This is a genomic window from Rufibacter aurantiacus (genome assembly GCF_017916345.1).
GTDB lineage: Bacteria > Bacteroidota > Bacteroidia > Cytophagales > Hymenobacteraceae > Nibribacter > Nibribacter roseolus.
This window is the reverse complement of the sequence record NZ_JAFMSV010000003.1, coordinates 438,844-463,743: the sequence shown is the minus strand read 5'-3', so window position 1 is coordinate 463,743 and position 24,900 is coordinate 438,844. Positions and strand designations below refer to the sequence as shown.

Here is a 24,900-nt window from a genome sequence, read left to right as displayed (position 1 = left end):
TTTAGCTGGAAGATTTAAGAAGCAACAGCTCCGTTTGGAGGCCGATTTTTGAAAATCAGCCTTTAAACGGAGCTGTTGCATTAGGTGAGTTTTAGATTCAGGACTCAGGACTCAGGACTCAGAACTAAGTTTTCTCGTGTCCTTGCTGATGGGAGCCGGAGCTTGCTGGGTAGGGGTACCCACGCTGTCGCTCTTGTCAATCTCTTTCTGCTCTTCCACTTTCTGAATTTCTTCATGGAAGATGAGACCCGTATCTGCGGCGTGCTTGGCAGCGGTGGCAGTGTCTTTGACCAGCAGCATCTCCACGGTGCCTTTCAACTCCTCTGAGATGGTATTCACTATTTTCGCGCGCTCGGGCAACTCAACGTCCCGGATGTACACGCAGATGATCCGGCCGGGGAACTGCTTGATTACTTCCTGGTAAATAGGCGCATCCTGCTGGCCGCTGTCCCCGATGAGCACAAAGTTCAGGTGAGGGTAGGTGAGCAGGATGTTCTGGATTTCCTTGAACTTGTGGCTCATGTGGTCGGCCCCGAAGAACTTGTTCTGCATCAAGCCAAAATCACGGAGCAGGAGCGGACCAGCCGGTATATCATTGATATCCAGGAAATCATGGAGCAGGTCATACATGTTCCAGGGGCTGCTGCTCACGTAGAAGAACGGGTTGTTGCGCTTACCGTTCCGGCCTAACTGCAGCGAGCGGTAAAAGGCAGATACCCCCGCGAAAGGCAGCCGCGTACGGGCGTTGTTCATGAACGTGTGCTGCGACATTTTGATGACATCCGTGGCCGATGAAAGCACGATGGTATCATCAATGTCAGAGATGATGCCATACTCGGCATCGGGCGGCGGTACCAGCACGTGGGCCTCGGCTTTCACCCCGGGCTCAAAAGAAGAAACATCTGCTTTGATCAGTTCTACCTCCATCTCGTGCCAGATATCATCCAGTTGCAGCGGAGTCTGGGGCTCAAGGTTAATGGTGAAATAGCCTTCTTTATCGGTTATTACTGTGTGTTCCTGTCCCTGGAATGAGACACGCAGTTGGGCATCACGCACCTCGTCGCTCTCAAAGCGACGGTACATGTTCACCAGATTTTTCAGGAGCGTGTCATTGTCGGCAGCCGAGGTAATGCCTTGGTTGGCCATCACGCGGCCTTTGAGGTACAGGCGGTTCACAGTGCCATAGCTGCGGTAACAAACTATCTGCAAAGGCTTGTAGAGGCCAAACCGATTCCTGATCCGCTGCATGATAAAGTCAAACTGATCGTCAGCGTTTTCAATGACTTTGCCTAGGGTTTGTTTTAAATCCTTTGCCATTTAAAAGGGTTTTTGCGTTGTTTTTTCGGTTTTACGCATAAACCAGGGATAAGTATATATACGATTATAACCCCAGGTTGCGCTTGAACTCCTGGTACCCGGTGTTGGCCGCAGTGCCTGTTTTGCAGCCCTGCTGCTGGGCCCGGGCCTGGATCTCCCTGATTCTGTTGGCTGGATCTGGGTGGGTGCTGATAAACTCAGGCGGGGTACCTCTGTTCTCCAGGGATTGCATCTTCTGGAAGAATCCGGCCGCGCCGTCGCAGGCGTAAAAGTCAGTGGCACCCAGGTAACGGACTGAGTACTCATCTGCCTCACGTTCATAATCGCGGCTGAACTTAAGCCCCACCAGCTGACCACCCACCTGAGTGAAAATCCGCTCCAGGTTGCCGGTTTCGTTTCCCAGAATGAGCTTGGTGAGCACCGAGATGCCGTATTGTTTCTGCAGTTGCTTTATGGAATGCCGCTGATCTGCGTGGGCAATCTCGTGACCCAGTACGCCAGCCAACTGGTCTTCGTTATCCAGGTACTTGATGAGGCCGGTAAACACGTAGATATGGCCACCCGGCGTTGCGAAAGCATTCTGGATCTCAGGGTCATTGATGATCTTCACGTCCCAGGGGAATTCCTCGCGGTAGCTCACCTCACCAGACTCAAGCAGGCGCTCTACAATGGCATCAAGGTGCGCGTAGGCCGCCCTTATTCTGGGGTTACGCGAGTTACGGTCCAGCAGCTGTCCTTTGCTGCCGTACGCCGAGTCTACCTGCTGCGAAACCTGCATACCTAGCTGCAGGTCATTGTCAATGGGGAAGAACACCGCATCGCCGTTTTTATCACTGCCGCAACCGGTGAACAGAACAGATGACAACACCAACAGGGCTATCAAAAATCTGGTATTTGCATAAAGAGACGCAATGTGAAATCTTGGTTTCATGAGGATGTTTAAGTGTAGTTCTTCGTTTTACGTGAACTTTTGAAAAATGACAATGGCTCCTTCAATGTGCAAATGAAATGCTCAAATAGCGCTTTTTTTAAAGCCCATTGTTTTGAAGTTGTTCTGTTAAAAGGAAGCCAAAAACGGCGTTTACAACCTTTATGCCTGTAAAAGGTTAAAGGAGAGAAAACTTGCTTTTACCCCAGACATGGAAAACCAGTTAACTCCTCAGGCCATCTACGCTGATGCCGTTGTATCTGCCGAACAGGCGGGCCTTCGCTATTTCCCAGACACCAAGCCTGGCATCACCCGTGAGATTAAAGGAAAGAAGGTGACCTACTTCAATGCCAAAGGCGAACCTATCACCGATGAAAAGGTCCTGAATCGGATCCAGAAACTGGTGATTCCGCCGGCCTGGACCGAGGTCTGGATTTCCCCGCAGCCCAACGGCCATATCCAAGCCACCGGGCGCGATGACAAAGGACGAAAGCAGTACGTGTACCATCCGCAGTGGCAGCAGGCTCGCAGCCTGAACAAGTTCGGTCGTATGATTGCCTTTGGGAATGCGTTGCCACTTATCAGGAAACAGGTGGAGAAAGACTTGAAGCTGAAGAAACTGGAAAAACGCAAGATCCTGGCCATTGTGGTGGAACTGCTGGACAACTCTTTCATCCGGATCGGGAACCGCACCTACGCCAAGGAAAACAAGTCTTACGGCCTTACCACACTCCGTGACCGGCACGTGAAGATTGAGGGGGATCAATTGAAACTGGAGTTTGTGGGCAAAAAAGGCGTAAAACATGAAATCAGCATCAAAGACCGGCGCTTGGCCCGCCTTGTGAAACAGTGCCAGGATATTCCCGGGTATGACCTTTTCCAGTATTATGATGAGGAGGGTAACCGCCAACCGGTTGAGTCTGGCGACGTGAACGAATACCTGCGTAGCCTCAGCTCAGAAGAGTTCACCGCCAAGGATTTCAGGACCTGGGGCGGTACCGTGCTTATGGTAGAATGCCTGGAGCATCTGCTGGACGAGAACCCGGAAATCACCAAAGAGAAATCTGTAAAGGAGGCGGCTAAAATGGTGGCGCATGAGTTGGGCAACACGCCTACAGTGTGCAGTAAGTACTATATCCACCCAGAGGTGGTGAACCTCTTCAAACAGGACAAGCTGATTGACTACCTCAGAAAGCACGACGCCAAGAAGCGCAAAGAGAATCCGTACCTCTCCAGAACCGAGGAATTTGTCATTAAGATGTTGAAAGCTATAAAGTTAGAGGTGAAATAAGTTTTTATGAATATATTTCCGGCGGAAAAGCGCCGAAGCCATGTACATAGAAACCGAAAGACTTCACATTCAGCCGCTGACCCTTGCGCAGCTGAAGCTGTATGCCGCTAACAACGGGTCCCTGGAGAAACAACTGGGCCTCAAGTACACGCCCAAAGAGATTGAGCCTGATCTGGCTGACGCCCTGGAAACGTATTTCCTGCGTTTGTTGCCACTCCACCATGACAAATTCTATTTCTACACCCTGTGGGCCATCGTGCTGAAGAAGGAGCAAACCATGGCCGGTGACCTGTGCTTCAAAGGAGAGCCTGACGAGAATGGAGAAGTGGAGATTGGCTACGGCACCTACCCAGATTATCAGCAGCAAGGCATCATGCGCGAAGCCATAGATGGTCTGCTCAACTGGTGCGCCCGCCGGCCAGACATTATCACCGTCATCGCAGAAACAGAAGCCGGTAACACCCCCTCAGAGAAGATACTGGAACGCAACGGCTTCCAAAAAGACTGCCAAAGCCGCGACAACACCTGGTGGAAACGCGAGGTGAAAGAGTTGGTTACTTTGAAAGTATGAAGATTTGAAAATGAGGAGATTAGAAGATGTGATGATGTAGGAATTGGAATTGGTAGCAACTTTTCATTTGTGATTTACTAGCAACTTTCACATCGAAAGCCAATACCCACAATCTATAAATCGCCACATCTTCACATTTTCCATTTTACACATCTTCAAATTTTCAAATCTCCTAATCTACAAACCTTCTCTGTCAAAGGCGTGGATTCTTACGTCGCGGGTTTTCTTTATTTTGGTTTCTTTTCCCTTTTCTATTTCAATGCCTTGCTTGGTGTCATAAACGCGGGTTTTACGGCCCCAGCCATTAACCGAGGAGTCGTCTTTCACGTCGTCTTCGCCCATACCGCCGTAGATGTTCACCTTGATGCCTTTCTGGCCTTTTCCGGTAAGGATAAACTCGTCTTCATCGGCTAAGCCGTAGAGGGAAATGGATTTTGTGTCTGTTTTTTTGAAAATTCGGTCAAAAACCAGCAGGTTTCTTTCTTTCTCATCTCCGGCCAATTGGGAAACCAACACTCTGGTGTCACCATTGGCCAGGCGCTGCACAATGAACTTCTCTTTCTTGTCGGTACCCGGCACCAGCACGTGTTTGGAAAGGTGACGGTACATGTCTCGGGCAATGGCTGGCAACTGTTCGCGTCTGGAGAGTAGTTTGCGCTTGATCTCTTCGCCGGTAAGTTTGTAAGCAGGAGTGGGTAGCATTTCCACCGAGGCATTGATGACACTATCCGTGAGTTGGGTCTGCAGCTGCATGGCTAGTTGTTCCCATTGCTCCAGGGTAACCTCGTTGAGGCAGCGCTCATCAATAAAGCGGGCGTTCTGCAGGTAGCCTTTGGTAAAAGCCACCTTGTGGTGGAAGGTCTTCATCTTTTTGAGGGGCGCCCAAGGACGACTGAAGAGCCAGGGCACCAATCCGTCATCGAACTTGAAGAAGGCCTGGTCGCGGTCTTTGGGCACGGGTGAGTACGTGGTCACGTTGCTGGTATCATATACCGCCCATTGCCACTGCCCCTCATGCCGGTCCCAGTCACCAATGAAAACATCAAAAAGGCGGGCTTTGGCAAAAGATAACTGGTCAGGCTGGTGAGAGTGCTCAGAAAATCTTTTCTCCAGGAAGTCCTTGGAGTCTACCAGGTTTTTGGCATTGCCCAGGTAACCGGTGATGGCTGCCTTGCCCTCGTACTTTTCTTCCAGCAGGAACACGCGGTCCTGGAACTCAGCGGAGCTTTTGCCTAAGCCTTTCTGGTCTTTGGGAATGTACACGTAGCGGGGGTGGCTGTGCGGCACCTTGGCTCCGCCCGCCAGGCCAGACACTACTAATGCGCCGTACGGATGCGCTGCCGAGGTCTGGTCCCTGAGCAGGTTGGTGATAAAGGTTTTTCTGAGACCTTTAGGCAATATCTCCTGGGGATCTTTGTCCACGGAGCGGAGGGCATACTGTTTTCCCTGCTCATTCTCCAATGTAAGGCTGGTAGTCTGAAAACCGCCGCCCATTTTTTCGGGGCTCAGGCCGCCGTGCATCTTGGAGATGTCAAACACCGGCAATGTCACCGGCTGGGCCCACACTTTGCGGTAATGTTTGCCCCAGAAAAAAGTGTGCAGAAAGCCACGCTCGTAATGTTTGCCCGCTACCACCGTAGCCGAGTCCCACTTCGCGTTCTTTTCCTGCTCAACGGGGCCTACCAAAGCCGAGTCCTGGAAATAGTCTTTCCGGGCGCAGCCGTAACTCATCAGAAGAACGGATAGGGATATGGTCAGTAGTTTCCGCATAGTCAAATATTAGTTCTTTGCCATACAGAAAGTGTACCAGAAAGGTTTTCCCCGGCGATTTACTCTGGATTTAGCTTGAAATTAAATTTTTGTGCCATAAACAAGGCAAGAGGTTCTAAAACATAGCACCGGGGTTTTAGGTATAAATACGCACCTATGGTACATGAATTCATTAAAATAAAGGTACACAGCTATTTAAGATACTGCTGCCTTTGGCTTCTCTCTTTTTTGTTTCTTCCTGCCGCACAGGCGGCTCCGTCTTTGGCAGATTCCACGGTAATGGTGGCTGCTGGAAAGCATTACCTCAGAAGTGGGTTCCATAGGTTCTGGTGGGGCAAGCACTATAGAATGGTTTGGGCTGAGCCGGTGACCGCACCTTATTTCTGGATCAGCCGGTTCCAGGGTGGCGTGACACCTTTAAAGGAAGGGGGGAGTTTCCAGACCAAGAACCTTCGGCTCGTAGATGCCACCGGGCATGAGTACGTGCTCCGGTCCATAGACAAAGACCCCTCCAAAGCACTGCCCAAGAACCTGCAGAAGACCTTTATCGCCAAACTGATGCGCGACCAGACCAGCGTGATCCAACCGTATGGGGCTTTTATAGTTCCGGCTTTGGCCAACGCAGCAGGCGTGTACCATACAAACCCCAGGTTGGTCTACATCGCAGATGATCCGGCCCTGGGTGATTTCAGGAAAGATTTTGCCCATATGTTGGCCCTATTGGAAGAGCGCCCAGATGGCAACTGGGAGAACCTGGAAAGCTTTGGGAAGCCGCATGACATCGTGAGCTCCAAAAACGCTTTTCAGGAATTGATCAAAAGCCCTGCCTACCAGGTGGACCGGAAGCGATATCTCTTGTCCCGGCTTTTTGACATGTGGCTAAGCGACTGGAGCCGGCGCGAAGACCAATGGCGTTGGTCGGTGTTCAGGAAAGGCGAAATCACAGAACTGGCACCCATTCCGCGTGACCGGGACCACGCGTTCTTCAAGTTCAACGATGGGGTTCTAACCAAATTGGTAAGCGTTTTTAAGCCAAATTACCAGAGTTTTGATAAAACCATCAAGGAGAAGAATGTGAAGGGGCTGATCAGAAGCTCCTTGCAGATGGATGCTTTTTTTCTGAGCTATCTTACGCAGGAGGATTTCCTGGCCGCCGCCCAAAAGCTTCAGGAGAGCCTCACCGATGCCGTGATTGACAAGGCACTGCAGGAGTGGCCTCCGCAGATAAGGGAATTGTCTGTACAGGAGTTTGCCTCCAAGCTGAAATCACGCCGCGACGACCTGCCCAAAGCCGCTGCCACTTTCTACCAAATCCTGAACCAGGAAGTGCTGCTGCCCGGCACTGATGCCCCAGATGTGTTCCAGTTGAATTTTAGGGAGGATGGCAGTTTGTTGGTGCAGCATTTTGCCCTGCATAAAAACCAGGAGCGAACCCTGCTCTATGAAAAGGTTTTCCTGCCATCAGAAACCCAGCGCCTTTCAATCTATGGTTTGGGCGAGGAAGATACGTTTGTACTGCAGGGTAAAGGAGAAAACAAGATAAAAGTAAGGCTGTACGGGGGCGAAGGCACCGATGTGCTCTCCGTCCATCCGAACTTCCTACTCAGCGGCCAGAAACTCCTCTTGTTTGACGAGGAAGACGGCAACGATTACCCCAAAACCAAAGGCGTGGAACGGGAGGAATATACCCCGGCTGCGCAAGAGTTCAACGGCGCTGGCTGGCTTTTGCGGCACCGCCTGCATTAATCCCGTTTCGGGCTGTTTTTTGGAAAACAGGCTTAAATCTCGGCGTTTACATCTTCGGAGAACACCAGCACTTTGTCCTGGTGCTTCGTGCGCATGTAGCCTCTGATGATCTGCTGCGTGTCTTTGTTGTCATTGTAGTACTTGATCACGCCTTTGAAATCCTCCAGCGAACTGGCGCTGAACGACTCATCGAAATACCCGAAACCCAGGTACCGGCCGTTGTCTACCACTACCACTGATTTCTCCTCTGGGTGGCGCCCCTTCCCGATGATCACAAACGTGTCATAGTCGTACTTGAAGGCGTCAATGGACTCAATCACGCGCTGGTTATACTCCTCCGGCGATTCTTTGCCCACACAGGCGCCTTTGCATTGGTGCACCTGGTAATCAAAGCACGGGCCATTGGTTTTGTACAGGTCGCACAGCTTCTGGCAGAGGTTGTACTTGGCTACGCGGTTGTAAAGGAAGTTCTTCGCCTGGAACTGATTGGACATGGTGAGCAGCGGCGGAACCTCCGTCTTGGCCTTCTGAAACGTGAGCCGCAGATAACCGTCCTGGTCATAGTAAGAGTAAATGCCCGAATGGTACACGCTCCGGCGCTGGGCGCGGTTATAGAAAGGCTTCCGCTTCTTGATTTCATCAGACTCAAACAAAAGTGCTACTAGCTCGCTACCGGTTCGCTCATAAGTAATGCTGGCGATGCGGTTCTTGAACTCAATAGACTTCTTGCTCTTGAAGTCGATGCTGAAGTGCTGGATGATCCGCTTGCGGATGCTCTTGCTCTTGCCCACGTAGATGATCTCGCCGTTCTCGTCGTGGAAATAATAGACACCGGCCTCCAGCGGCAAAGCATCAACCATGTCTCTGGAAATAGCGGGCGGCAAAAGGGAGGTCTTGATCTCCTTTGAGATGGAAGAAGTCTCCAGCAATTTATCATCCTGGGAGTCATTCACCTTTTTCTCGTCAATTTTCAGCAAACGGTCAAAAAGGATGGCCGTAGCCTCGGCGTCACCAATAGCGCGGTGCCGCATCTGCAACGGAATGTCAATGCTCTTGCAGAGTTTGCCCAGGCTGTAGGAGGGAAGCCCCGGCATGAGTTTGCGGCTCAGGCGCACGGTGCACAGCGTCTTGCGCTGGAAAGTAAAGCCCAGGTCAGCGAACTCTTTCTTGACAAAGGAGTAGTCAAAGCGCACGTTGTGGGCCACAAACACGTTTCCCTCGGTGATCTGCACAATCTGCTTGGCCACCTCGTGGAATTTGGGCGCGTCTTTCACCATCTCATCGGTGATGCCCGTTAGCTGCGAGATGAAGAAGGGGATAGGCCTTCCAGGATTAATGAGGCTGTGAAACTGATCCACTACCTGGTTCCCGTCATGAATGAAAATCGCGATCTCAGTAATGCGGTCTTCTGAGGGTTGGCCACCGGTAGTTTCTATATCTATAATGGCGTACACGCGCTAGGGTTAAGGTGGATGATAATGCTAGGTAATAACTATTATGAGAACCAAGAAAAGGGAAAGAACGTTTCATCCGGGTTTTGGACGCATTTTCATGAAAACGGCACAAAAAAGGGCAGCTCTTAAAGCTGCCCTTTTTTGTGCCGTAAGGCTAATTTCACAGGCTTTGTTTCAAGGAAGTGATAGTTTGCTTGGCAGCCTCAATTTCCTGTTTTTGCCGTTGGATCAAGGTTAAGACATCTACGGGCAGGTCTTTTTCATGCAAGGCATTGTCATAGGCTTTGAGGGCTGCGGCATCACCATTTTCGCATTCGCTCAAAATGGCTTTGCTGTCATTGGCGCCCACCGCAGATTTCAGATTAATCCAGCCCCGGTGCACGGCGCCGGCGGCCTCTAGGGCGGCACCTTCCAGCGTGGTTTTGTTTGCGGTGCTGCCGCCCAGACTCTGGGCCGTTCTTTCCAGTTCGCTCACAAAGGTGGCGCGCTGCTGTGCCAGGCGGTGGAACTCAGTTTTCATCTGGGGGTTGTCTACGGCATCGGCTGCGGTTTCGTAGCCTTTTCTCCCGTCGCGGGCAGTTTCCACTAGATCATTAAGGGTGCTGATAACTTTGCTATTTACATTATCCATGGTTTTATTGAAATAAGTGGTACAAATAATAAACGAACCTGAAAGCAGATTAAATGTTTGACAATCAATACATCAGGCATGTGGTTTATACTTGACCATGTAAGTATAAGTTTCAGCGTTTAGGGCCTGTTTTCCCGTAAACAGGCCCTAAACGGGACCTTTGACCTGGTTCCGGCGGCTCTTGAGTCGCTTCAGGAGCCGGTTCTCGGCAGGACCCTGGTTGATATCATTCAGCAGGAACCCGAAAGGCTGCAACGGCTCATAAGCATCAAAGATTACCTTGAGAATAGCGATGATGGGGATGGACAGGATCATGCCCGGCGCCCCCCAGATCTCGCCGCCCAATATCAAGGCCACAATTGCGGCAAACGGGTTGATGCTCACCTTGGAGCCTACCACAAAAGGCGTAATGAAATTGCCTTCCAGGAACTGCACAAAAGCAAATATCCCGATCACGATGAGCATCTGGCCCGCCGAGCCCGTGTTCACAAACACAAACAGCGCCGGAAACAGAGCTCCAATCAAAATACCTATATAAGGAATCACGGTAAGTATGGCTGCCATCACCCCGAAGAAAATGGCGTACTCCACGCCCATGATCATCAGCCCGATGGAGTTCAGCACCGATACCACGGCAATCACTATCAGCAACCCAGAGAGATACCCCTGCACCACACGCTGAATGTTGTCCACGGTTTCCATGAGCGGCTCACGCCGGTCTTTGGTGATGAACTGAAACATGAATTGCCGCAGGTGATCACGGTAGTACAGCATACAGAACACATAAATAGGAATGAGCGACAGCACAGTCAGCGCCCCGGTGGTGAGGGAAATGGTGCTGCCCAGAAAGGCAGTGCCCGTCTGCGTCACGTTGCCCAAGGCCTTCTGCAGGAACTCGGTCTTATTTGTGGGCTTTATCCCGAACCGGTCATACAGGAAAGCCTGGAACTTGGCAATGAGCATACTCAACTTGCTGTTGATCTCCGTGAGTTCAGAAGAAAAATTGGCGATCTGCGAGGAGAGAAACCAAATTAACATGCCCAGGACCAAAATGACTACCACCAGCGAAATGACAATTGAAACGGCCCTGGGAAGCCGCTTTTCCAGGCCGCGGGCCATGGGCAGGAGCAGCAGCGCAAACAGGGCCGCAAAGCAAATAGGGATGAGCACCGGGGAGAAGGTCTGCAGAAAATGAAGGAGCAGAAAGAGCCCCAGCAGAATAACGGTGTACTTAAAATAGGAAGGTAGTTTTATTTCCATGGTTAGGTTTCTGTGGAATGAACAGTAGAAGAAGATTTATTTGAAAAGGCTAAAAATATTAGTATTTCAAATGATTGGCTATCAGAAATTTGAGGTTTTAGCTAAAAATATAAGCAAAATGAAGGGTCTTAAATGAACTGCCAAGCACTATATTTGGTTACAGATAAATAGAAAACTTGGTTTTTGGCAAAATTTAACAGCCCGGCAACAAGCCTTGTTTTGGAACCTGTTTCTGCATTAAAATTGCTGTTTCGGGCTATTAATGTCAAAGTACACGCAAATTTTCTTTTATTTTACCTAATTCTACTAAACCCTTAAGTTCCCCATGGCTGAACTGACTGATGTTACCTACAACGAGGATAGTATACGGTCGCTTGACTGGCGTGAACACATCCGGCTGCGCCCGGGTATGTACATTGGCAAGTTAGGTGACGGCTCCTCTCCCGATGATGGGATTTACATTCTTGTGAAAGAGGTGATTGACAACTCCATTGATGAACACATGATGGGGTATGGTCGCACCATTGAAGTAAAGATTTCTGACCATAAGGTAGTGGTCCGTGACTACGGCCGTGGTATTCCGCTGGGCAAGGTGATTGACTGCGTGAGCAAGATCAACACCGGTGGTAAGTATGACAGCCGGGCTTTCCAGAAATCGGTGGGTCTGAACGGGGTGGGTACCAAGGCGGTGAACGCGTTGTCCTCCAGCTTCAGAATCCAGTCGGTACGCGACGGCAAAACCAAGGTGGCCGAGTTTGAGCGCGGCGAATTGGTGAACGATGAGCCGCTGCAGGATTCAAACCAGCGCAATGGTACCACCACGGTCTTCGTACCTGATGACACCATTTTCAAAAACTACCACTTCATTCCGGAGTTCCTGGAAAACCAGATCTGGAACTATGTGTATCTCAATGCAGGACTGACTATCCACTTCAATGGACAGAAGTATCTGTCTGAGAATGGCCTGAAAGACCTGTTGAGCCGCAAGATCGCCGAGGAAAGCATGCGCTACCCCATTATCCACCTGAAAGGCGAGGATATTGAGCTAGCTTTGACCCACGGCAACGATTACGGCGAAGAGTACTATTCTTTCGTGAACGGACAGTACACCACCCAGGGCGGTACGCACCTGGCGGCTTTCCGGGAAGCCGTAGTAAAAACCGTGCGCGAGTTCTATAAGAAAGATTACGATGCCACCGATATACGGGGCTCTATTGTAGGCGCCATTGCCATTCGCGTTCAGGAGCCAGTTTTCGAAAGTCAGACCAAAACCAAGCTGGGCTCCATCAACGTGGGACCGGACGGCCCAACCGTCCGGAATTTCGTGAACGATTTCGTGAAGGAGCACCTGGACAATTACCTGCACAAGAATCCTTCTGTAGCTGAGGCCCTGCGCAAACGCATTGAGCAGAGTGAGCGCGAGCGCAAAGACATGGCAGGTATTAAGAAGCTAGCGAACCAACGCGCGAAGAAGGCGAACCTGCACAACAAAAAACTGCGTGACTGCCGCTTCCATTTCGGTGAAAGCAAAGAGCTGGAGAAAGAAGCGCTCACCACCTTGTTCATCACCGAGGGTGACTCTGCTTCAGGTTCTATCACCAAGTCTAGGAACGTAGAGTTGGAGGCTGTTTTCTCCTTGAGAGGAAAGCCATTGAACTGCTTCGGGTTGAAGAAGAAAGTGGTGTACGAGAATGAGGAGTTCAATCTGCTGCAGCACGCCCTCAACATTGAGGAAGGTCTGGAAGGTTTGCGCTACAACCGCGTGGTAGTCGCCACTGATGCCGACGTGGATGGCATGCACATTCGCTTACTGTTGATGACGTTTTTCCTACAGTTTTTCCCGGATCTGGTTAAAAACGGTCACTTGTACATTCTGGAGACGCCGCTCTTCAGGGTACGAAACAAAAAGGAGACCATCTATTGCTACAATGAGCAGGAGAAGCAGAACGCCATGCGTAAGCTGGGCAAGAACCCAGAGATCACCCGTTTCAAAGGTTTGGGTGAGATCTCCCCGGAGGAGTTCGGGAAGTTCATCGGGGACAACATCCGTCTTGAGCCGGTGATTATGGGTAAAACTGAGCAGAACATTCAGAAGGTCCTGTCCTACTTTATGGGCAAGAACACGCCGGAGCGGCAGCAGTTTATCATTGAGAATCTCAAGATTGAGAAAGATATAGTAGAGGAGGTATATGCTTAACGAAGAATTGGAAAACGAGAACAACCTGGAACTGGACGCGGAACTGGAAGGCGAAGAAGCTATCCATGAGATAAGCTCTGTTTCCGGACTGTACGAGAACTGGTTTCTGGACTACGCCTCCTATGTAATCCTGGAGCGGGCCGTTCCTGCCCTGGAAGATGGTTTCAAACCGGTTCAGCGCCGCATCATGCACGCCATGAAAGAAATGGACGATGGTCGTTTCAACAAAGTGGCGAACGTGATTGGGCAGACCATGCAGTACCACCCGCACGGTGACGCCTCCATTGGTGATGCTATTGTTAACCTGGGCCAGAAAGACCTGCTCATTGAAACGCAAGGTAACTGGGGTGATGTGCGCACTGGCGACAGCGCGGCGGCTCCTCGTTACATTGAGGCGCGCTTAACCAAGTTCGCCTTAGACGTAGTATTCAACGCCCAGACCACCGAGTGGCAGCTAAGCTACGATGGCCGTAAAAATGAGCCGGTGACCTTGCCGGTGAAATTCCCGCTGCTGCTTGCGCAGGGCGTGGAAGGGATTGCCGTGGGCTTGTCTACGAAGATCATGCCCCACAACTTCCGGGAGCTGATCAAGGGCTCTATTGACGTTCTTAAAGGCCGCAAGACTACCTTGCTGCCAGATTTCCCAACGGGCGGTTTGGCTGACTTCACCAACTACAACGGTGGGGGCAGAGGCGGCAAGATCCGTTTAAGGGCTACAATTGAGAAAGTAGACAAATCGCTGCTCATCATCCGTGACGTGCCATACGGTACCACCACCACGGCCTTGATGGACTCCATTGTAAAGGCCAGCGAGAACAATAAGATCAAGATCAAGAAGGTGGTGGACAACACCGCCGCCGAGGTGGAGATTCAGGTGCACATCCCGCCGGGGATTTCGCCTGACCTGACCATTGATGCGCTGTACGCCTTCACCGATTGCGAGGTCTCAATCTCGCCCAACACCTGCGTCATCATTGAAGACAAGCCGCGCTTCCTGAACGTGGATGAACTTCTGCGCTTGTCCACGACCAAAACCGTGCGGTTGCTGGAGCGTGAGCTGGAGATCAAACTGGCGGAACTGGAAGACAGATGGCACAACTCTTCCCTGGAAAAAATCTTCATTGAGAACCGCATCTACCGCAACATTGAAGAGTGCGAAACCTGGGAGGCCGTGCTGGAAGCCATTGACAAAGGACTGGAGCCGCACAAACCTCTGCTGCGCCGCGAGGTGACGCAGGATGATATCATCCGCCTGACCGAGATAAAGATCAAGCGGATTTCCAAGTTTGACTCCTTCAAAGCCGACGAGTTCATCAAAAAGCTGGAAGATGAAATGGCCGAGGTGCTGGATAACCTGGCCAACCTTACCCGTTACGCCATCAGCTATTTTGAGGGTCTTTTAGCCAAATACGGCAAAGGCAAAGAGCGCAAGACGCAGATTAGAACCTTTGACGTTGTGTCTGCCCAGAAAGTGGCGGTGGCCAACCAGAAGCTGTACGTGAACCGCAAAGATGGTTTCGTGGGCTATGGCTTAAAGAAAGACGAGTTTGTCTGCGACTGCTCTGACATGGACGATATCATTGCCATCCGGAAGGACGGTAAGTTTATGGTGTCTAAGATCAGCGATAAGATCTTCATGGGCAAAGACATCATACACGTGGGCGTGTACAACAAGAATGATGAGCACATGGTTTATAACATGATCTATGTGGACGGCAAAACTGGCATCTCGTTCGCCAAGCGGTTTGCGGTGACATCCATCACCCGTGACAAGGAATATGACCTGACCAAAGGCGAAAAGAACTCCAAAGTGGTGTATCTGACGGCTAACCCTAATTCAGAGTCTGAGTTGGTGAGCATCACCTTACAGCCGGCCAGCACCGCCCGCGTGAAGCAGTTTGACTTTGATTTTGCAGAATTGCTCATTAAAGGCAAAGGCTCGCAAGGCAACATCGTGACGAAGCACCCGATCAAGAAAGTAGTGCAGAAAGCCCTGGGTGAGTCTACCCGAGGCGGCCGCGAAATCTACTATGATGAGGTAATCGGGCGTTTGAACACCGAGAACCGTGGTCGCTACTTAGGATCATTCAATACCGATGACTCAATTCTGGTCATCTTTAAGGATGGTTCCTATGAGCTGACTTCCTTTGAACTGTCCAATCACTATGATGTGCCTAACATTGAAGTGATCCATAAGTTCTCGCCGGAGCTGGTGGTTTCTGCCGTGTACACCGAGGGTGAAACCAAGGTGACCTACGTGAAGCGCTTCGTGGTGGAGACCAGCACAATGGGCAAACGGTTTGCCTTCATCCCGGAAACAAAGGGCTCTAAATTGCTGGCGGCCTCAGTGCACCCAGAACCTAAAGCTGAGATTAAGTTCCAGCGGGATAAAAAGTCTGATAAAGAGACAGAAAACCTGCTGCTCAGTGACTTCATTGATGTGAAAGGATGGCGTGCTATGGGCAACAAACTCAATTACTTCAAGATTTTTGGGGTAAGTATCCAAAAAGAGGAAGAAGCAGAGCAAGTGAAGCCTAAAACTGGTACTAAAATAATAAAAGCGATTAAGGTAGAACCCAAGATAATACAAGAACAACCAGCCTCCTTTGCATCAGGAGACCAGGTGGTCCTTGAAATAAATAACTTGGAACCTGTATTGAATTTGGACGTAGATAACGAACAAACCGGGGATCTACTTAAACCAGTGAAGCCACCCAAAAAACAGTTGAATCTGTTTTAGGACTTTTTAAAAGTAATTTGTAGATTACCCTTACGTTGGACTAATAAGTAAATCTGGGGGAGTTGTATGCAAAGGACTTTTAGACTAATTATATTCCTGATCACACTCATAAGTTTTCCGAACCTGGCTGCCGTAGCAGGTGGCTTAGGTTCGGAAAAACTACTGTGGGAAGCAAATCAGTTATTCAGGGAGTTCAAGGACGTAGAAGCCCTTGAGAAATATGAACTGTTGCTTTCCTCCAATCCTGATTTACCAGAGGCCTTGACCAAGGCCAGCATTGTCTGCGGTCGTATTGGCAGCAGATTCCCCGATGACACCCATAAGGGCCTTTATTTCCAGAAAGCCTTCGCCTTTGCTCAGAGAGCCTTTGAGGTAGACAGCCTCTCCGCCGAGCCCAACTACGTGATGGCGCTTTCCCTAAGTAATCTTTGCCAGACGGTTTCCATGAAAGACCGGATGGTGCAACTAACCCAGATCAAAACCTTTATTGACAAAGCCTTAGCCAAGGACCCCAAACTGGCGGGTGCCTGGCACTTGAAAGGCCGTTGGGCTTTCAAAGTAGCCAACTTGTCATTTGCTGAGCGATCTGCCAACCGGTTGCTCACCCAATTGCCTTTGCCCACCGCATCAAACGAACTTGCCATACAGGCTTTCACCAAAGCCATAGAACTGGAGCCTGCCAACCTGCTGTATTACTATGACTTAGCCCGCGTGCAGCGGGAGGCAGAACTCAATAGTGAGAGCGTGGCTACTTTACAGCGGGCGCTAGATCAAAAGCTGGTAACTACAGAAGACCTGGAACTTAGCAGAAAATGTAAAATCCTGCTGCAGGAAATCCTTAAGGTAAGGTCTTAGTTAAGCTCCTGTCATTTGAAGCCCTATATGCCAGCGGCAGCCTTGATGAAGGCTGCCGCTGGCATATAGGGCTTTTGCGTTTTGAGGCTATTTTCGAAAAAATAGGCTATAAGCTATTTAAAAATAGGGGTTTTTGAATGTTAGCTGTCTTCTATTTGAAAGCTTATAAGGTGTAGCGTTTGCTTCTTCTAAATCTTTCCCGAATTCAATTCAGAATGCCAAAATTTAAATAGGGCAAATTGAATATAAAGCTTGCCAATTTTTTTATATTAGGGAATCAATTTTCTAAGGGTGAGAAACATACTAATCTGTATTCTGCTTCTACTTGGCTTACGGACAGCGCATGCCCAGACCTCCCCATTGGTGGGGAAAGTCATTGACGCGGAAAGCAAGAAACCCCTTGACTATGTTACGGTGCATCTGCAGTCCGCTAAGGTGCCTGTTTTTACCGATGAAGCCGGCCAGTACATTATCCGGAAATTCACCCTGACTGACACAATAACCTTCACGTTGCTAGGGTACTTGCCAGTGGTAAAATCAGCTAAAGAGTTGATGAACAACGGGAATATTGCCTTGGAGCGGCAGAGTATTGCCATCCAGGAGATAGTGGTCAGGCCTAAAGAAAATCCGGCTTATAAAATTGTGCGCGCGGCCGCCAGGAACAAGCACCTTTACCTGCCCGAAAACCAGGATGCCATCCAGTTTGGGACTTATACCCTTATGAAAGGCAGTATTCTGGAGCGGGAGGCCACAGATAAAAAGAAAGGCTTTTCTAAGAGATATGCGCCGTTCCTGGACAGCCTCACCCTGAGTGACGCACCTTCCCGCACTGCTTCTTTGCCTATTTTCCAGTCAGAGACGGTGAAAGAGACCTTCTTTAGCCGGAACCCTAAAAAATCTAAGGAGATTTTGAAAGCCAGCAAGGTGGCAGGGGTGGGCATTGAGAAGGAAAGCCAGATTGCTCAGTTGTTGAATGCCCAGGCTGAGCATTTCTCGCTTAACCAGAACTGGATGCGCATGTTTGACAAAGACTTTGTGAGTCCTATCGCTAATCAGTGGGCCGCTTACTATGACTATGACCTGGAAGACAGCATAGAGACGGCTACCGGTAAAGTGTACCGCATTAAGATTTTACCTAAGCGCTCACAGGATCTCACCTTTGAAGGTACCATGTGGATTGCCGATGGCACATTCTCACTTCGCCGCATAGAGCTGCGGCTGAACAAAGACGTAGCCCTAAATTTTGTCAAAAACCTGCAGATTGTACAGGCTTGGGATGAGGAGAAGCCTTCTTTGTTGCCTTTGTCGAGTAAGCGCAAGTTCCAAATCACCGGCCTGCCGGGTACCGATGTACGCCTTTTTGTAGAGACCATCACTACATATACCGACCTGGTGCTGGGGCAACCCAAACCAGAGGACTTTTTTGACATGACCCACCAGATCAGCGATTCTGCCCTCAAGCACAAAGACGATTACTGGCAGGAAATGCGTCCCCAGGCTTTCTCCCCCGAAGAGCAGAAAAGGCTGGAGTCCATAGCCCAGATAAACAAACTTCCCGAAATCCAGAGTGCCGTTAAGATCATCCGGGTGGCGGTGGAAGGGCACATGCCGCTCAATGACAAATTTGAGTGGGGACCGGTGTTCGGGACCTATGTGTTCAATAAGGTAGAAGGTCACCGGGTACAGTTTGGCGGCCGCACCACGCAGGAGTTTCACCCAAACTGGATCATGAACGGCTACCTGGGTTACGGCACCAAAGACGAGTCCTTCAAAAGCCTCTTCAATATCAGATACATCTACAACCGGCAACGGTGGACCGAATGGGGGGTAAGTTACCTCAATGACGTAGGCCCCGCCTCCATGGACCTGAACAATAGTCAGCTGAACAGTCTTTTCTTTTCGGCGTTCAGATGGGGTAAGATGAATTTTCCGTACCAGCAGGAGCGGATGCAGATGTGGGCCGAGCGGGAATGGCTGCCTGGATTCCGGCAGCGCGTGACTTTCCGGCATACCACTTACCGGCCAGCCTTTGATACCAAGCCCTTGAGTGGGAAAAACGATGTCTCCAAGTACGATGGCTTCAGCACCACAGATGTGACCCTGAGCCTGCGATACGCCTCTGCCAAAAAGGTCCTGATCAGGCACTATGAGAAGATCCCCATCGCTAATTCCACGGCACCTATTGTGGGGCTAGACTTATCTGCTGGGCTGAGCGGACTGATGAACTCTGACCTCACTTATCAGGAGGTTTCTCTGTCGGTGGAGCAGCGGGTGCGGGCGGGCATTTTCGGGTATGGGCGGTATTACCTAAGGGCGGGCAAGACCTTCACCAAAGTACCGTTGCCTTTGCTGCAGGTACCCATCGGGAATGAAACCCCGTTTTTCATCCTACAAGGCTATAACCTCATGCCTTTCTTCTCCTTTGCCACAGATGAATATGTCTCCTTGCGGTATGACCACCATTTTGAAGGGGCTTTCTCCCTCACCAACCGATTGCCGTTGCTGAAGAAAACCAAACTGTTGCTGGTGGCAGGTGGCACGGTGCTTTACGGCCGGCTAACGGATAAGAACAAGCCCACTGAGGATGCGGCCGCGACTGATAAAGTTAATTTCCGCAGCCTGGGGAAAGACCCTTATGCCGAGGTGAACGTGGGTTTCAAGAACATCTTTCAGTTGCTGCGGGTGGATCTGGTGCACCGGTTGACCTACAAAGAACTGGATTCTCCGTTGTGGGGCGTGCGTCTGTCAGTCTCCGTGAACCCTTAGGGTTTTGGGCCTGTTTATAGAAAATAGGTGCTAAAACACAGCAGAACTAAACTGGAAATGGTACCTTCGCTGCATTATCTATTTATGTACCTGATTTCCCGCATGCGTATTTCTTTTTGGCTTTTATGGTTGGGCTTTGGTTTTCTCGCGGCCTGCTCCCAGAAAACATCAGAAGAAAGAATGTTCAATCCCCAGCGGGTGGATAGCAGCGTACCTACCCAGATAAACGAAATTACCAGGGCATTAGACCAAAGGAGTCCGCAACCAGAGTGGTTTGTAAAACGGGCCAAACTGTACCTGGCAATAGACAAAGTGCAACCCGCTTTCAAGGACCTCACCACCGCTACCACCATGGACCCCGCGCTGGGAGAAGCGTACTTCTGGAAGGCCAAAATCCTTACCGGTCGCAAGGAGTACCAGGAAGCCATGAAGATGATGATGCAGGCCAATGCCTTCAACTTTTACTCCCCTGAATCGGAGGCCATTCTGGCCGAGACGTATGTGGGTTTGAAGCTGTATGACAGGGCTTTAGGCCATAGCAGTAAAGCCATCAGATTAAGTCCGGGAGAAGCGAAGTACTATGTATTGCTGGCCAAGGCCCAGGCCGGAACTGGAGATACCACCCGCGCGCTATATAACCTTAATCGCGCTTTAATTAGGGACTCTGTGTCCTTGCCGGCTTACCGAGAGCTAAGTGCCATCTATACTGCCCGGGGTTTGTATGATAATGCCATTCCGCTGGTCCAGGTGGGCGTGAAGAAGCAACCTAAGGATGGTTTCTGGTGGCAACAGCTGGGGCAATATTACCTTAACCGCAATCTTACTGACACGGCGTTGGCCTGTTTCAGCCGGGCCATCAATTTCCAACCTGAGAATCCGGAAGGCTACGCTGGGCTGGGTGAGGCTTGGTACAAGAAAAGACAGTACAGTACGGCCTTGCCGCAACTACTAAAAGCACAGGAACTGGGCCTGAAACTTACGGAGCATAACCGCTGGGTTTTGGCATCCTGCCTGGAGTGGACGGGCCAGAAAGCAGCAGCTAGACCGCATTACGCATTTTTAGTTAGAAAATATCCGCAGAACCGGCGCTATAGTGTAGCTTTGCAGCGCATCAACAGGCCCGTGCCGCAACGACCAATGATGGATACTTTGCGCGCCGTATCTGTTTTTTAGCTATTTTGCCGGAAACTAGGCTAAAACGAAGAAGTTTATATCTTTATATATGATCAACATTACCTTACCAGACGGTTCGGTCCGTGAATACCAGGAGGGAGTAACCGGTATAGAGATTGCCGCCTCCATCAGTGAAGGATTAGCCCGTAACGTATTGGCCGTGAAAGTGAACGGCCAAGTTTGGGACTTAACGCGCCCTATTACTGAGGATGCTAATATCCAACTGTTGACCTGGAACGATGACGAAGGCAAGGCTACCTACTGGCATTCCTCGGCCCACTTAATGGCTGAGGCGCTGGAGGCTTTATACCCTGGCGTGAAACTTGGAATTGGCCCGGCCATTGAGAACGGTTTCTACTATGACATTGACCTGGGCGACGACAGAAGCCTTTCCCAGGAAGACTTTCCTGCCATTGAGCAGAAAATGCTGGAGCTGGCCCGCCAGAAAAGCGAATACGTGCGCCAGCCTATCAGCAAAGCCGATGCGATTGCTTACTTCACTGAGAAGAACGATCCTTACAAACTGGATTTGTTGGAAAGACTGGAGGACGGCTCCATCACCTTCTATACCCAGGGCAATTTCACAGATCTTTGCCGCGGGCCACACATCCCTAACACTGGTTTTATAAAGGCTGCCAAACTAATGAACGTGGCCGGCGCTTACTGGCGCGGCGATGAGAAGAGCAAGCAGTTAACCCGGGTATACGCCATCACTTTCCCTAAACAGAAAGAACTCACTGAGTACCTGGAGCGCCTGGAGGAAGCCAAACGCCGTGACCACCGCAAGCTAGGCAAAGAAATGGAGCTGTTCGCTTTCTCTGAGAAAGTGGGCATGGGCTTACCGCTCTGGTTACCTAAAGGCACCATGCTGCGTGAGCGCCTGGAGCAATTCATGCGCAAAGCCCAGATGAAAGCCGGCTACCAGCCCGTAGTAACCCCGCATATCGGGGCCAAAGAACTGTATGTGACTTCTGGCCACTACGAGAAATACGGCGCAGATTCATTTCAGCCCATCAAGACGCCCAACGAGAATGAGGAGTTCTTCCTGAAACCCATGAACTGCCCGCACCACTGCGAGATCTACAAGACCCGTCCAAGGTCTTACAAAGAACTTCCGGTGCGTCTGGCCGAGTTTGGGACCGTGTACCGTTACGAGCAAAGCGGTGAGTTGCATGGCTTAACCCGCGTTCGGGGCTTTACCCAGGATGATGCCCACATCTTCTGCCGCCCAGACCAGGTGAAGGAAGAGTTCACCAAAGTAATTGACCTGGTGCTGTACGTATTCAAGGCTTTGGGCTTTGAGAACTACACTGCCCAAATTTCTTTGCGCGACCCAGAGAACAAAGCCAAATACATTGGTTCTGATGAGCTGTGGGAGAAAGCCGAGCGCGCCATTATTGAAGCAGCCACGGAGAAAGGCCTGCCTACTGTAACTGAGTTGGGCGAAGCTGCGTTCTACGGACCTAAGCTGGACTTCATGGTGAAAGACGCTTTGGGCCGTAAGTGGCAGCTGGGAACCATCCAGGTAGACTACAACCTGCCAGAGCGTTTTGACCTGGAGTACATCGGGGCTGATAACGAGAAACACCGTCCGGTAATGATTCACCGGGCTCCGTTTGGTTCGCTGGAGCGCTTTGTGGCGGTATTAATTGAGCACTGTGGCGGTAACTTCCCGCTGTGGCTCAGCCCAGATCAGGTGGCAATTCTGCCTATTTCTGAAAAATACCATGATTACGCCCACAAGGTGAACGCCCAACTCGCTGAGCAGGACATCAGAGGATACATTGATACCCGCGATGAAAAAATTGGCCGGAAGATACGTGATGCGGAAGTGAGTAAAGTGCCCTACATGATCATTGTAGGCGAAAAAGAGCAGGAAAACGAGATTGTCTCTGTGCGGAAACACGGCTTAGGCGACATGGGAACTTTACGCGTAGACGCCTTTGTTGAGAACTTCCGGGCCGTATTGGCCGAATTGCTTAATTAAAATATTAGGTAAATACTTTTAATTTACAGGGAAAAAGGCGATATTCGCACCCTGATTGTACAACCTTAAACTTTAGGAGGTAAAACTATTTCTACGAATAACAAACGCTACGTGCCACGTGGCAAGGTCGAAGAACCTTATCGTATCAATCAGCGCATCACCGGCGTCCGTGACGTTCGGGTAGTGGGGGAGAACGTGGAGCCAGGTGTATACAGCATAGACCAAGCCCGCCGTCTTGCAACGGAACAGAATCTGGACTTGGTGGAGATTTCTCCAAAAGCAGATCCGCCGGTTTGCCGTATTATTGATTACTCTAAGTTCAAGTACGAGCAAAAGAAGAAACAGCGGGAGATGAAGGCCAAAACCACTAAGGTGGTGATGAAAGAAATCAGATTCGGTCCTAACACCGATGACCACGATTTCGAGTTCAAGCTGAAGCATGCCCGTCAGTTCTTAGGCGAAGGTGCAAAAGTGAAGGCGTACGTGCACTTTGTAGGCCGTACAATTGTCTTTAAAGAACGCGGTGAGCTTCTTTTGCTTAAATTTGCCCAGGCGCTGGAAGACGTAGCAAAAGTAGAGCAACTGCCTAAACTGGAAGGGAAGCGGATGTTTCTGTTCCTGGGACCAAAAGTGAAAAAATAACAGTACACTTTTATATACACCCAAATGCCAAAGATGAAAAGCAAATCAGGGGCTAAGAAGCGATTCACCCTGACAGGTACTGGCAAAGTGAAGCGGAAGCACGCTTACAAGAGCCACATCCTGACCAAAAAGACCACCAAGCAGAAGAGAAATCTGACCCACACAGGTTTAGTGAGCGAAGCTGACCAGGCCAACGTGTTGAGAATGCTTGCGTCTTAACCACATTCAATTTTTCCAATTGTTTCATCGGGAACTGGTAACTAAGAATTAAACCGAGATCACCAGCCCCAAAAAAAAGTAGAAATGCCTAGATCGGTCAACACCGTGGCGGCCCGCCACAAGAGAAAGAGAATCATGAAAATGGCCAAAGGTTACTTTGGTCGTAGAAAAAACGTTTGGACAGTAGCCAAAAACGCGGTTGAGAAAGGTTTGCTTTATGCTTACCGCGATAGAAAAGCGAAGAAAAGAGACTTCCGTGCTCTTTGGATCCAGCGTATCAATGCTGCAGCCCGTATCAACGGCCTGTCTTATTCCCAGTTAATGGGCGGTTTGAAAAAAGCCAACATCAACCTGAACCGCAAAGTTTTGGCTGACTTAGCTTTGAACCATCCAGAAGCTTTCACCGGAATTGTTGAGAAAGTAAGATAAGCTTTCCTGCTCATAACCTTTGAAAAGCCCAGCCTCCGCTGGGCTTTTTTTGTGCCTTATCTTTCCGGCATCTTCACGCCCCTTTAAAGTTTTCGCTACTTAAGCCATGCTTTCCCTTCACTAGGGGCTTAACTCATCCCCTACGTCTACAAGGCCTTTGTCCATAGCAGCTGTTTTTAGCCTGAAAAATTAAAAGCCTTCCCGAAGCAGATAGATCAGATTCAACCTCCTGCAGATTCCATGTTCTTTCTCTTATCCCTTAAGCTGAGAATGGGAGAGGGGAAAATGAAAGGTCCAGGTTGCAGCACAACTAATTATCCAACTTCCAATTGCAGAAGAGAAGGCTTAAAACAAGGACCTGTGACGAAAGCTGTGACTTCCGCAGGAAAAAGAGCTTGGCAGCTCAAAAGCTTTTATCAAGGTTGAAGGTAGGGAAGTGGCTTATCAAAATTCCCACGTTTGTTTTACACGTTTGGTTTAAATTCTTGCGCCTTAACGTATTTATACTCAGCGTTTTAATAGATTAATTAAAATATAGACATTCAACTAATAGTGGTAAAGTTCTAATTATTGTCTGTTGGAAGAAATTTTTTTTTCAATAAGAATTTGAGCACATCCAGAAAATATTCTAACGCTTAAAAAGAAGCCCCAAAACCATACAAAATTTAGTCTAATTACCCTTTCTTAAAGTTTGTACAACTAAATTGTTGTTAATGTACAATAACTGCTTTTATGCACATTAAACGGCCAAATAACTTACCTAATTTAGGTTATAATTGTACTATTTGTAGTTAAAAGGTATGTATCTACTTTTAAATTAGGTACATAGTAGATATTTAATATTAAGAAAGTTTTATACGAGGTTTGTTTTAAAAAGGTTTTAAATTAGTTTTGAAATATAGCAGCTGCTTATCCCCGCCCCAA

The 24,900-nt window shown here is 49.7% G+C and carries 18 protein-coding genes; 12 read left to right on the top strand and 6 right to left on the bottom strand.

The window, feature by feature from the left end; translation table 11 throughout:
- Positions 1 to 111: 111 nt before the first annotated feature.
- Together J3P34_RS12485 and J3P34_RS12480 are read right to left on the bottom strand one after the other, a co-directional pair.
- Positions 112 to 1,317, bottom strand: a complete 1,206-nt coding sequence (locus J3P34_RS12485; protein WP_210489011.1) for an App1 family protein phosphatidate phosphatase — start codon at positions 1,315 to 1,317, stop codon at positions 112 to 114.
- Positions 1,318 to 1,381: 64 nt separating this feature from the next.
- The gene (locus J3P34_RS12480) at positions 1,382 to 2,248 is read right to left on the bottom strand and encodes a M48 family metallopeptidase (protein WP_210489010.1); all 867 of its coding nucleotides are present in this window, start codon (positions 2,246 to 2,248) and stop codon (positions 1,382 to 1,384) included.
- A gap of 208 nt (positions 2,249 to 2,456) precedes the next feature.
- On the opposite strand from J3P34_RS12480, the gene J3P34_RS12475 reads away from it, so the two are divergent.
- The gene (locus tag J3P34_RS12475; RefSeq protein ID WP_210489009.1) at positions 2,457 to 3,536 is read left to right on the top strand and encodes a DNA topoisomerase IB; all 1,080 of its coding nucleotides are present in this window, start codon (positions 2,457 to 2,459) and stop codon (positions 3,534 to 3,536) included.
- 40 nt (positions 3,537 to 3,576) lie between these two features.
- Positions 3,577 to 4,107 carry a GNAT family N-acetyltransferase gene (locus J3P34_RS12470; protein WP_210489007.1) on the top strand — a complete coding sequence of 177 codons (531 nt, stop codon included), beginning with the start codon at positions 3,577 to 3,579 and terminating at the stop codon, positions 4,105 to 4,107.
- A gap of 177 nt (positions 4,108 to 4,284) precedes the next feature.
- On the opposite strand, the gene J3P34_RS12465 is transcribed toward J3P34_RS12470, so the two are convergent.
- Positions 4,285 to 5,877 (bottom strand): hypothetical protein, encoded by a 1,593-nt coding sequence (locus J3P34_RS12465; protein ID WP_210489006.1) that lies wholly within the window; start codon positions 5,875 to 5,877, stop codon positions 4,285 to 4,287.
- A 261-nt stretch (positions 5,878 to 6,138) separates the two neighbouring features.
- Between J3P34_RS12465 and J3P34_RS12460 the strand changes: the two genes are divergently transcribed.
- Entirely contained in the window at positions 6,139 to 7,623 is a 1,485-nt protein-coding gene (locus J3P34_RS12460; RefSeq protein WP_210489005.1) for a hypothetical protein, read from the top strand.
- Positions 7,624 to 7,655: 32 nt separating this feature from the next.
- Here J3P34_RS12460 and J3P34_RS22385 read toward each other — a convergent pair whose 3' ends face one another.
- From J3P34_RS22385 to J3P34_RS12445, 3 genes are all read right to left on the bottom strand, one after another.
- Positions 7,656 to 9,077 carry an exonuclease domain-containing protein gene (locus tag J3P34_RS22385; RefSeq protein WP_210489004.1) on the bottom strand — a complete coding sequence of 474 codons (1,422 nt, stop codon included), beginning with the start codon at positions 9,075 to 9,077 and terminating at the stop codon, positions 7,656 to 7,658.
- A 160-nt stretch (positions 9,078 to 9,237) separates the two neighbouring features.
- The gene (locus J3P34_RS12450) at positions 9,238 to 9,708 is read right to left on the bottom strand and encodes a ferritin-like domain-containing protein (protein ID WP_210464986.1); all 471 of its coding nucleotides are present in this window, start codon (positions 9,706 to 9,708) and stop codon (positions 9,238 to 9,240) included.
- Between the two features lie 147 nt (positions 9,709 to 9,855).
- Positions 9,856 to 10,968 (bottom strand): AI-2E family transporter, encoded by a 1,113-nt coding sequence (locus tag J3P34_RS12445; RefSeq protein WP_210489003.1) that lies wholly within the window; start codon positions 10,966 to 10,968, stop codon positions 9,856 to 9,858.
- 325 nt (positions 10,969 to 11,293) lie between these two features.
- Between J3P34_RS12445 and J3P34_RS12440 the strand changes: the two genes are divergently transcribed.
- From J3P34_RS12440 to rplT, 9 genes are all read left to right on the top strand, one after another.
- The gene (locus J3P34_RS12440; RefSeq protein WP_210489002.1) at positions 11,294 to 13,165 is read left to right on the top strand and encodes a DNA topoisomerase IV subunit B; all 1,872 of its coding nucleotides are present in this window, start codon (positions 11,294 to 11,296) and stop codon (positions 13,163 to 13,165) included.
- Positions 13,158 to 15,905: a DNA gyrase/topoisomerase IV subunit A gene (locus J3P34_RS12435; protein WP_210489001.1), complete on the top strand. Its 2,748-nt coding sequence runs from the start codon at positions 13,158 to 13,160 to the stop codon at positions 15,903 to 15,905. The genes J3P34_RS12440 and J3P34_RS12435 overlap by 8 nt, the downstream gene beginning before the upstream one ends.
- A gap of 66 nt (positions 15,906 to 15,971) precedes the next feature.
- Entirely contained in the window at positions 15,972 to 16,760 is a 789-nt protein-coding gene (locus J3P34_RS12430; protein ID WP_210488999.1) for a hypothetical protein, read from the top strand.
- A 291-nt stretch (positions 16,761 to 17,051) separates the two neighbouring features.
- The gene (locus tag J3P34_RS12425; protein ID WP_210488998.1) at positions 17,052 to 19,526 is read left to right on the top strand and encodes a DUF5686 family protein; all 2,475 of its coding nucleotides are present in this window, start codon (positions 17,052 to 17,054) and stop codon (positions 19,524 to 19,526) included.
- 180 nt (positions 19,527 to 19,706) lie between these two features.
- Positions 19,707 to 20,699 (top strand): tetratricopeptide repeat protein, encoded by a 993-nt coding sequence (locus tag J3P34_RS12420; protein WP_210488997.1) that lies wholly within the window; start codon positions 19,707 to 19,709, stop codon positions 20,697 to 20,699.
- Between the two features lie 49 nt (positions 20,700 to 20,748).
- Positions 20,749 to 22,686 carry a threonine--tRNA ligase gene (gene thrS / locus J3P34_RS12415; RefSeq protein ID WP_210488996.1) on the top strand — a complete coding sequence of 646 codons (1,938 nt, stop codon included), beginning with the start codon at positions 20,749 to 20,751 and terminating at the stop codon, positions 22,684 to 22,686.
- 111 nt (positions 22,687 to 22,797) lie between these two features.
- Entirely contained in the window at positions 22,798 to 23,328 is a 531-nt protein-coding gene (gene infC / locus J3P34_RS12410) for a translation initiation factor IF-3 (protein ID WP_223808873.1), read from the top strand.
- Positions 23,329 to 23,352: 24 nt separating this feature from the next.
- A complete protein-coding gene (rpmI, locus tag J3P34_RS12405) occupies positions 23,353 to 23,547 on the top strand; it encodes a 50S ribosomal protein L35 (RefSeq protein WP_066622245.1) in 195 nt (64 codons plus the stop codon).
- A gap of 84 nt (positions 23,548 to 23,631) precedes the next feature.
- Positions 23,632 to 23,976: a 50S ribosomal protein L20 gene (gene rplT, locus J3P34_RS12400; protein WP_149091147.1), complete on the top strand. Its 345-nt coding sequence runs from the start codon at positions 23,632 to 23,634 to the stop codon at positions 23,974 to 23,976.
- Positions 23,977 to 24,900 lie beyond the last annotated feature (924 nt).

Bases quoted from the DNA above. Each gene is read 5' to 3' on its own strand.
- J3P34_RS12475 (WP_210489009.1), top strand. From the start codon at position 2,457: ATGGAAAACCAGTTAACTCCTCAGGCCATCTACGCTGATGCCGTTGTA.
- rplT (WP_149091147.1), top strand. From the start codon at position 23,632: ATGCCTAGATCGGTCAACACCGTGGCGGCCCGCCACAAGAGAAAGAGA.
- J3P34_RS12465 (WP_210489006.1), bottom strand. From the start codon at position 5,877: ATGCGGAAACTACTGACCATATCCCTATCCGTTCTTCTGATGAGTTAC.
- J3P34_RS12435 (WP_210489001.1), top strand. From the start codon at position 13,158: ATGCTTAACGAAGAATTGGAAAACGAGAACAACCTGGAACTGGACGCG.
- J3P34_RS12430 (WP_210488999.1), top strand. From the start codon at position 15,972: ATGCAAAGGACTTTTAGACTAATTATATTCCTGATCACACTCATAAGT.
- J3P34_RS12470 (WP_210489007.1), top strand. From the start codon at position 3,577: ATGTACATAGAAACCGAAAGACTTCACATTCAGCCGCTGACCCTTGCG.
- J3P34_RS12450 (WP_210464986.1), bottom strand. From the start codon at position 9,708: ATGGATAATGTAAATAGCAAAGTTATCAGCACCCTTAATGATCTAGTG.
- thrS (WP_210488996.1), top strand. From the start codon at position 20,749: ATGATCAACATTACCTTACCAGACGGTTCGGTCCGTGAATACCAGGAG.
- J3P34_RS12480 (WP_210489010.1), bottom strand. From the start codon at position 2,248: ATGAAACCAAGATTTCACATTGCGTCTCTTTATGCAAATACCAGATTT.
- J3P34_RS12440 (WP_210489002.1), top strand. From the start codon at position 11,294: ATGGCTGAACTGACTGATGTTACCTACAACGAGGATAGTATACGGTCG.
- J3P34_RS12445 (WP_210489003.1), bottom strand. From the start codon at position 10,968: ATGGAAATAAAACTACCTTCCTATTTTAAGTACACCGTTATTCTGCTG.
- J3P34_RS12420 (WP_210488997.1), top strand. From the start codon at position 19,707: ATGTTCAATCCCCAGCGGGTGGATAGCAGCGTACCTACCCAGATAAAC.
- rpmI (WP_066622245.1), top strand. From the start codon at position 23,353: ATGCCAAAGATGAAAAGCAAATCAGGGGCTAAGAAGCGATTCACCCTG.
- J3P34_RS12485 (WP_210489011.1), bottom strand. From the start codon at position 1,317: ATGGCAAAGGATTTAAAACAAACCCTAGGCAAAGTCATTGAAAACGCT.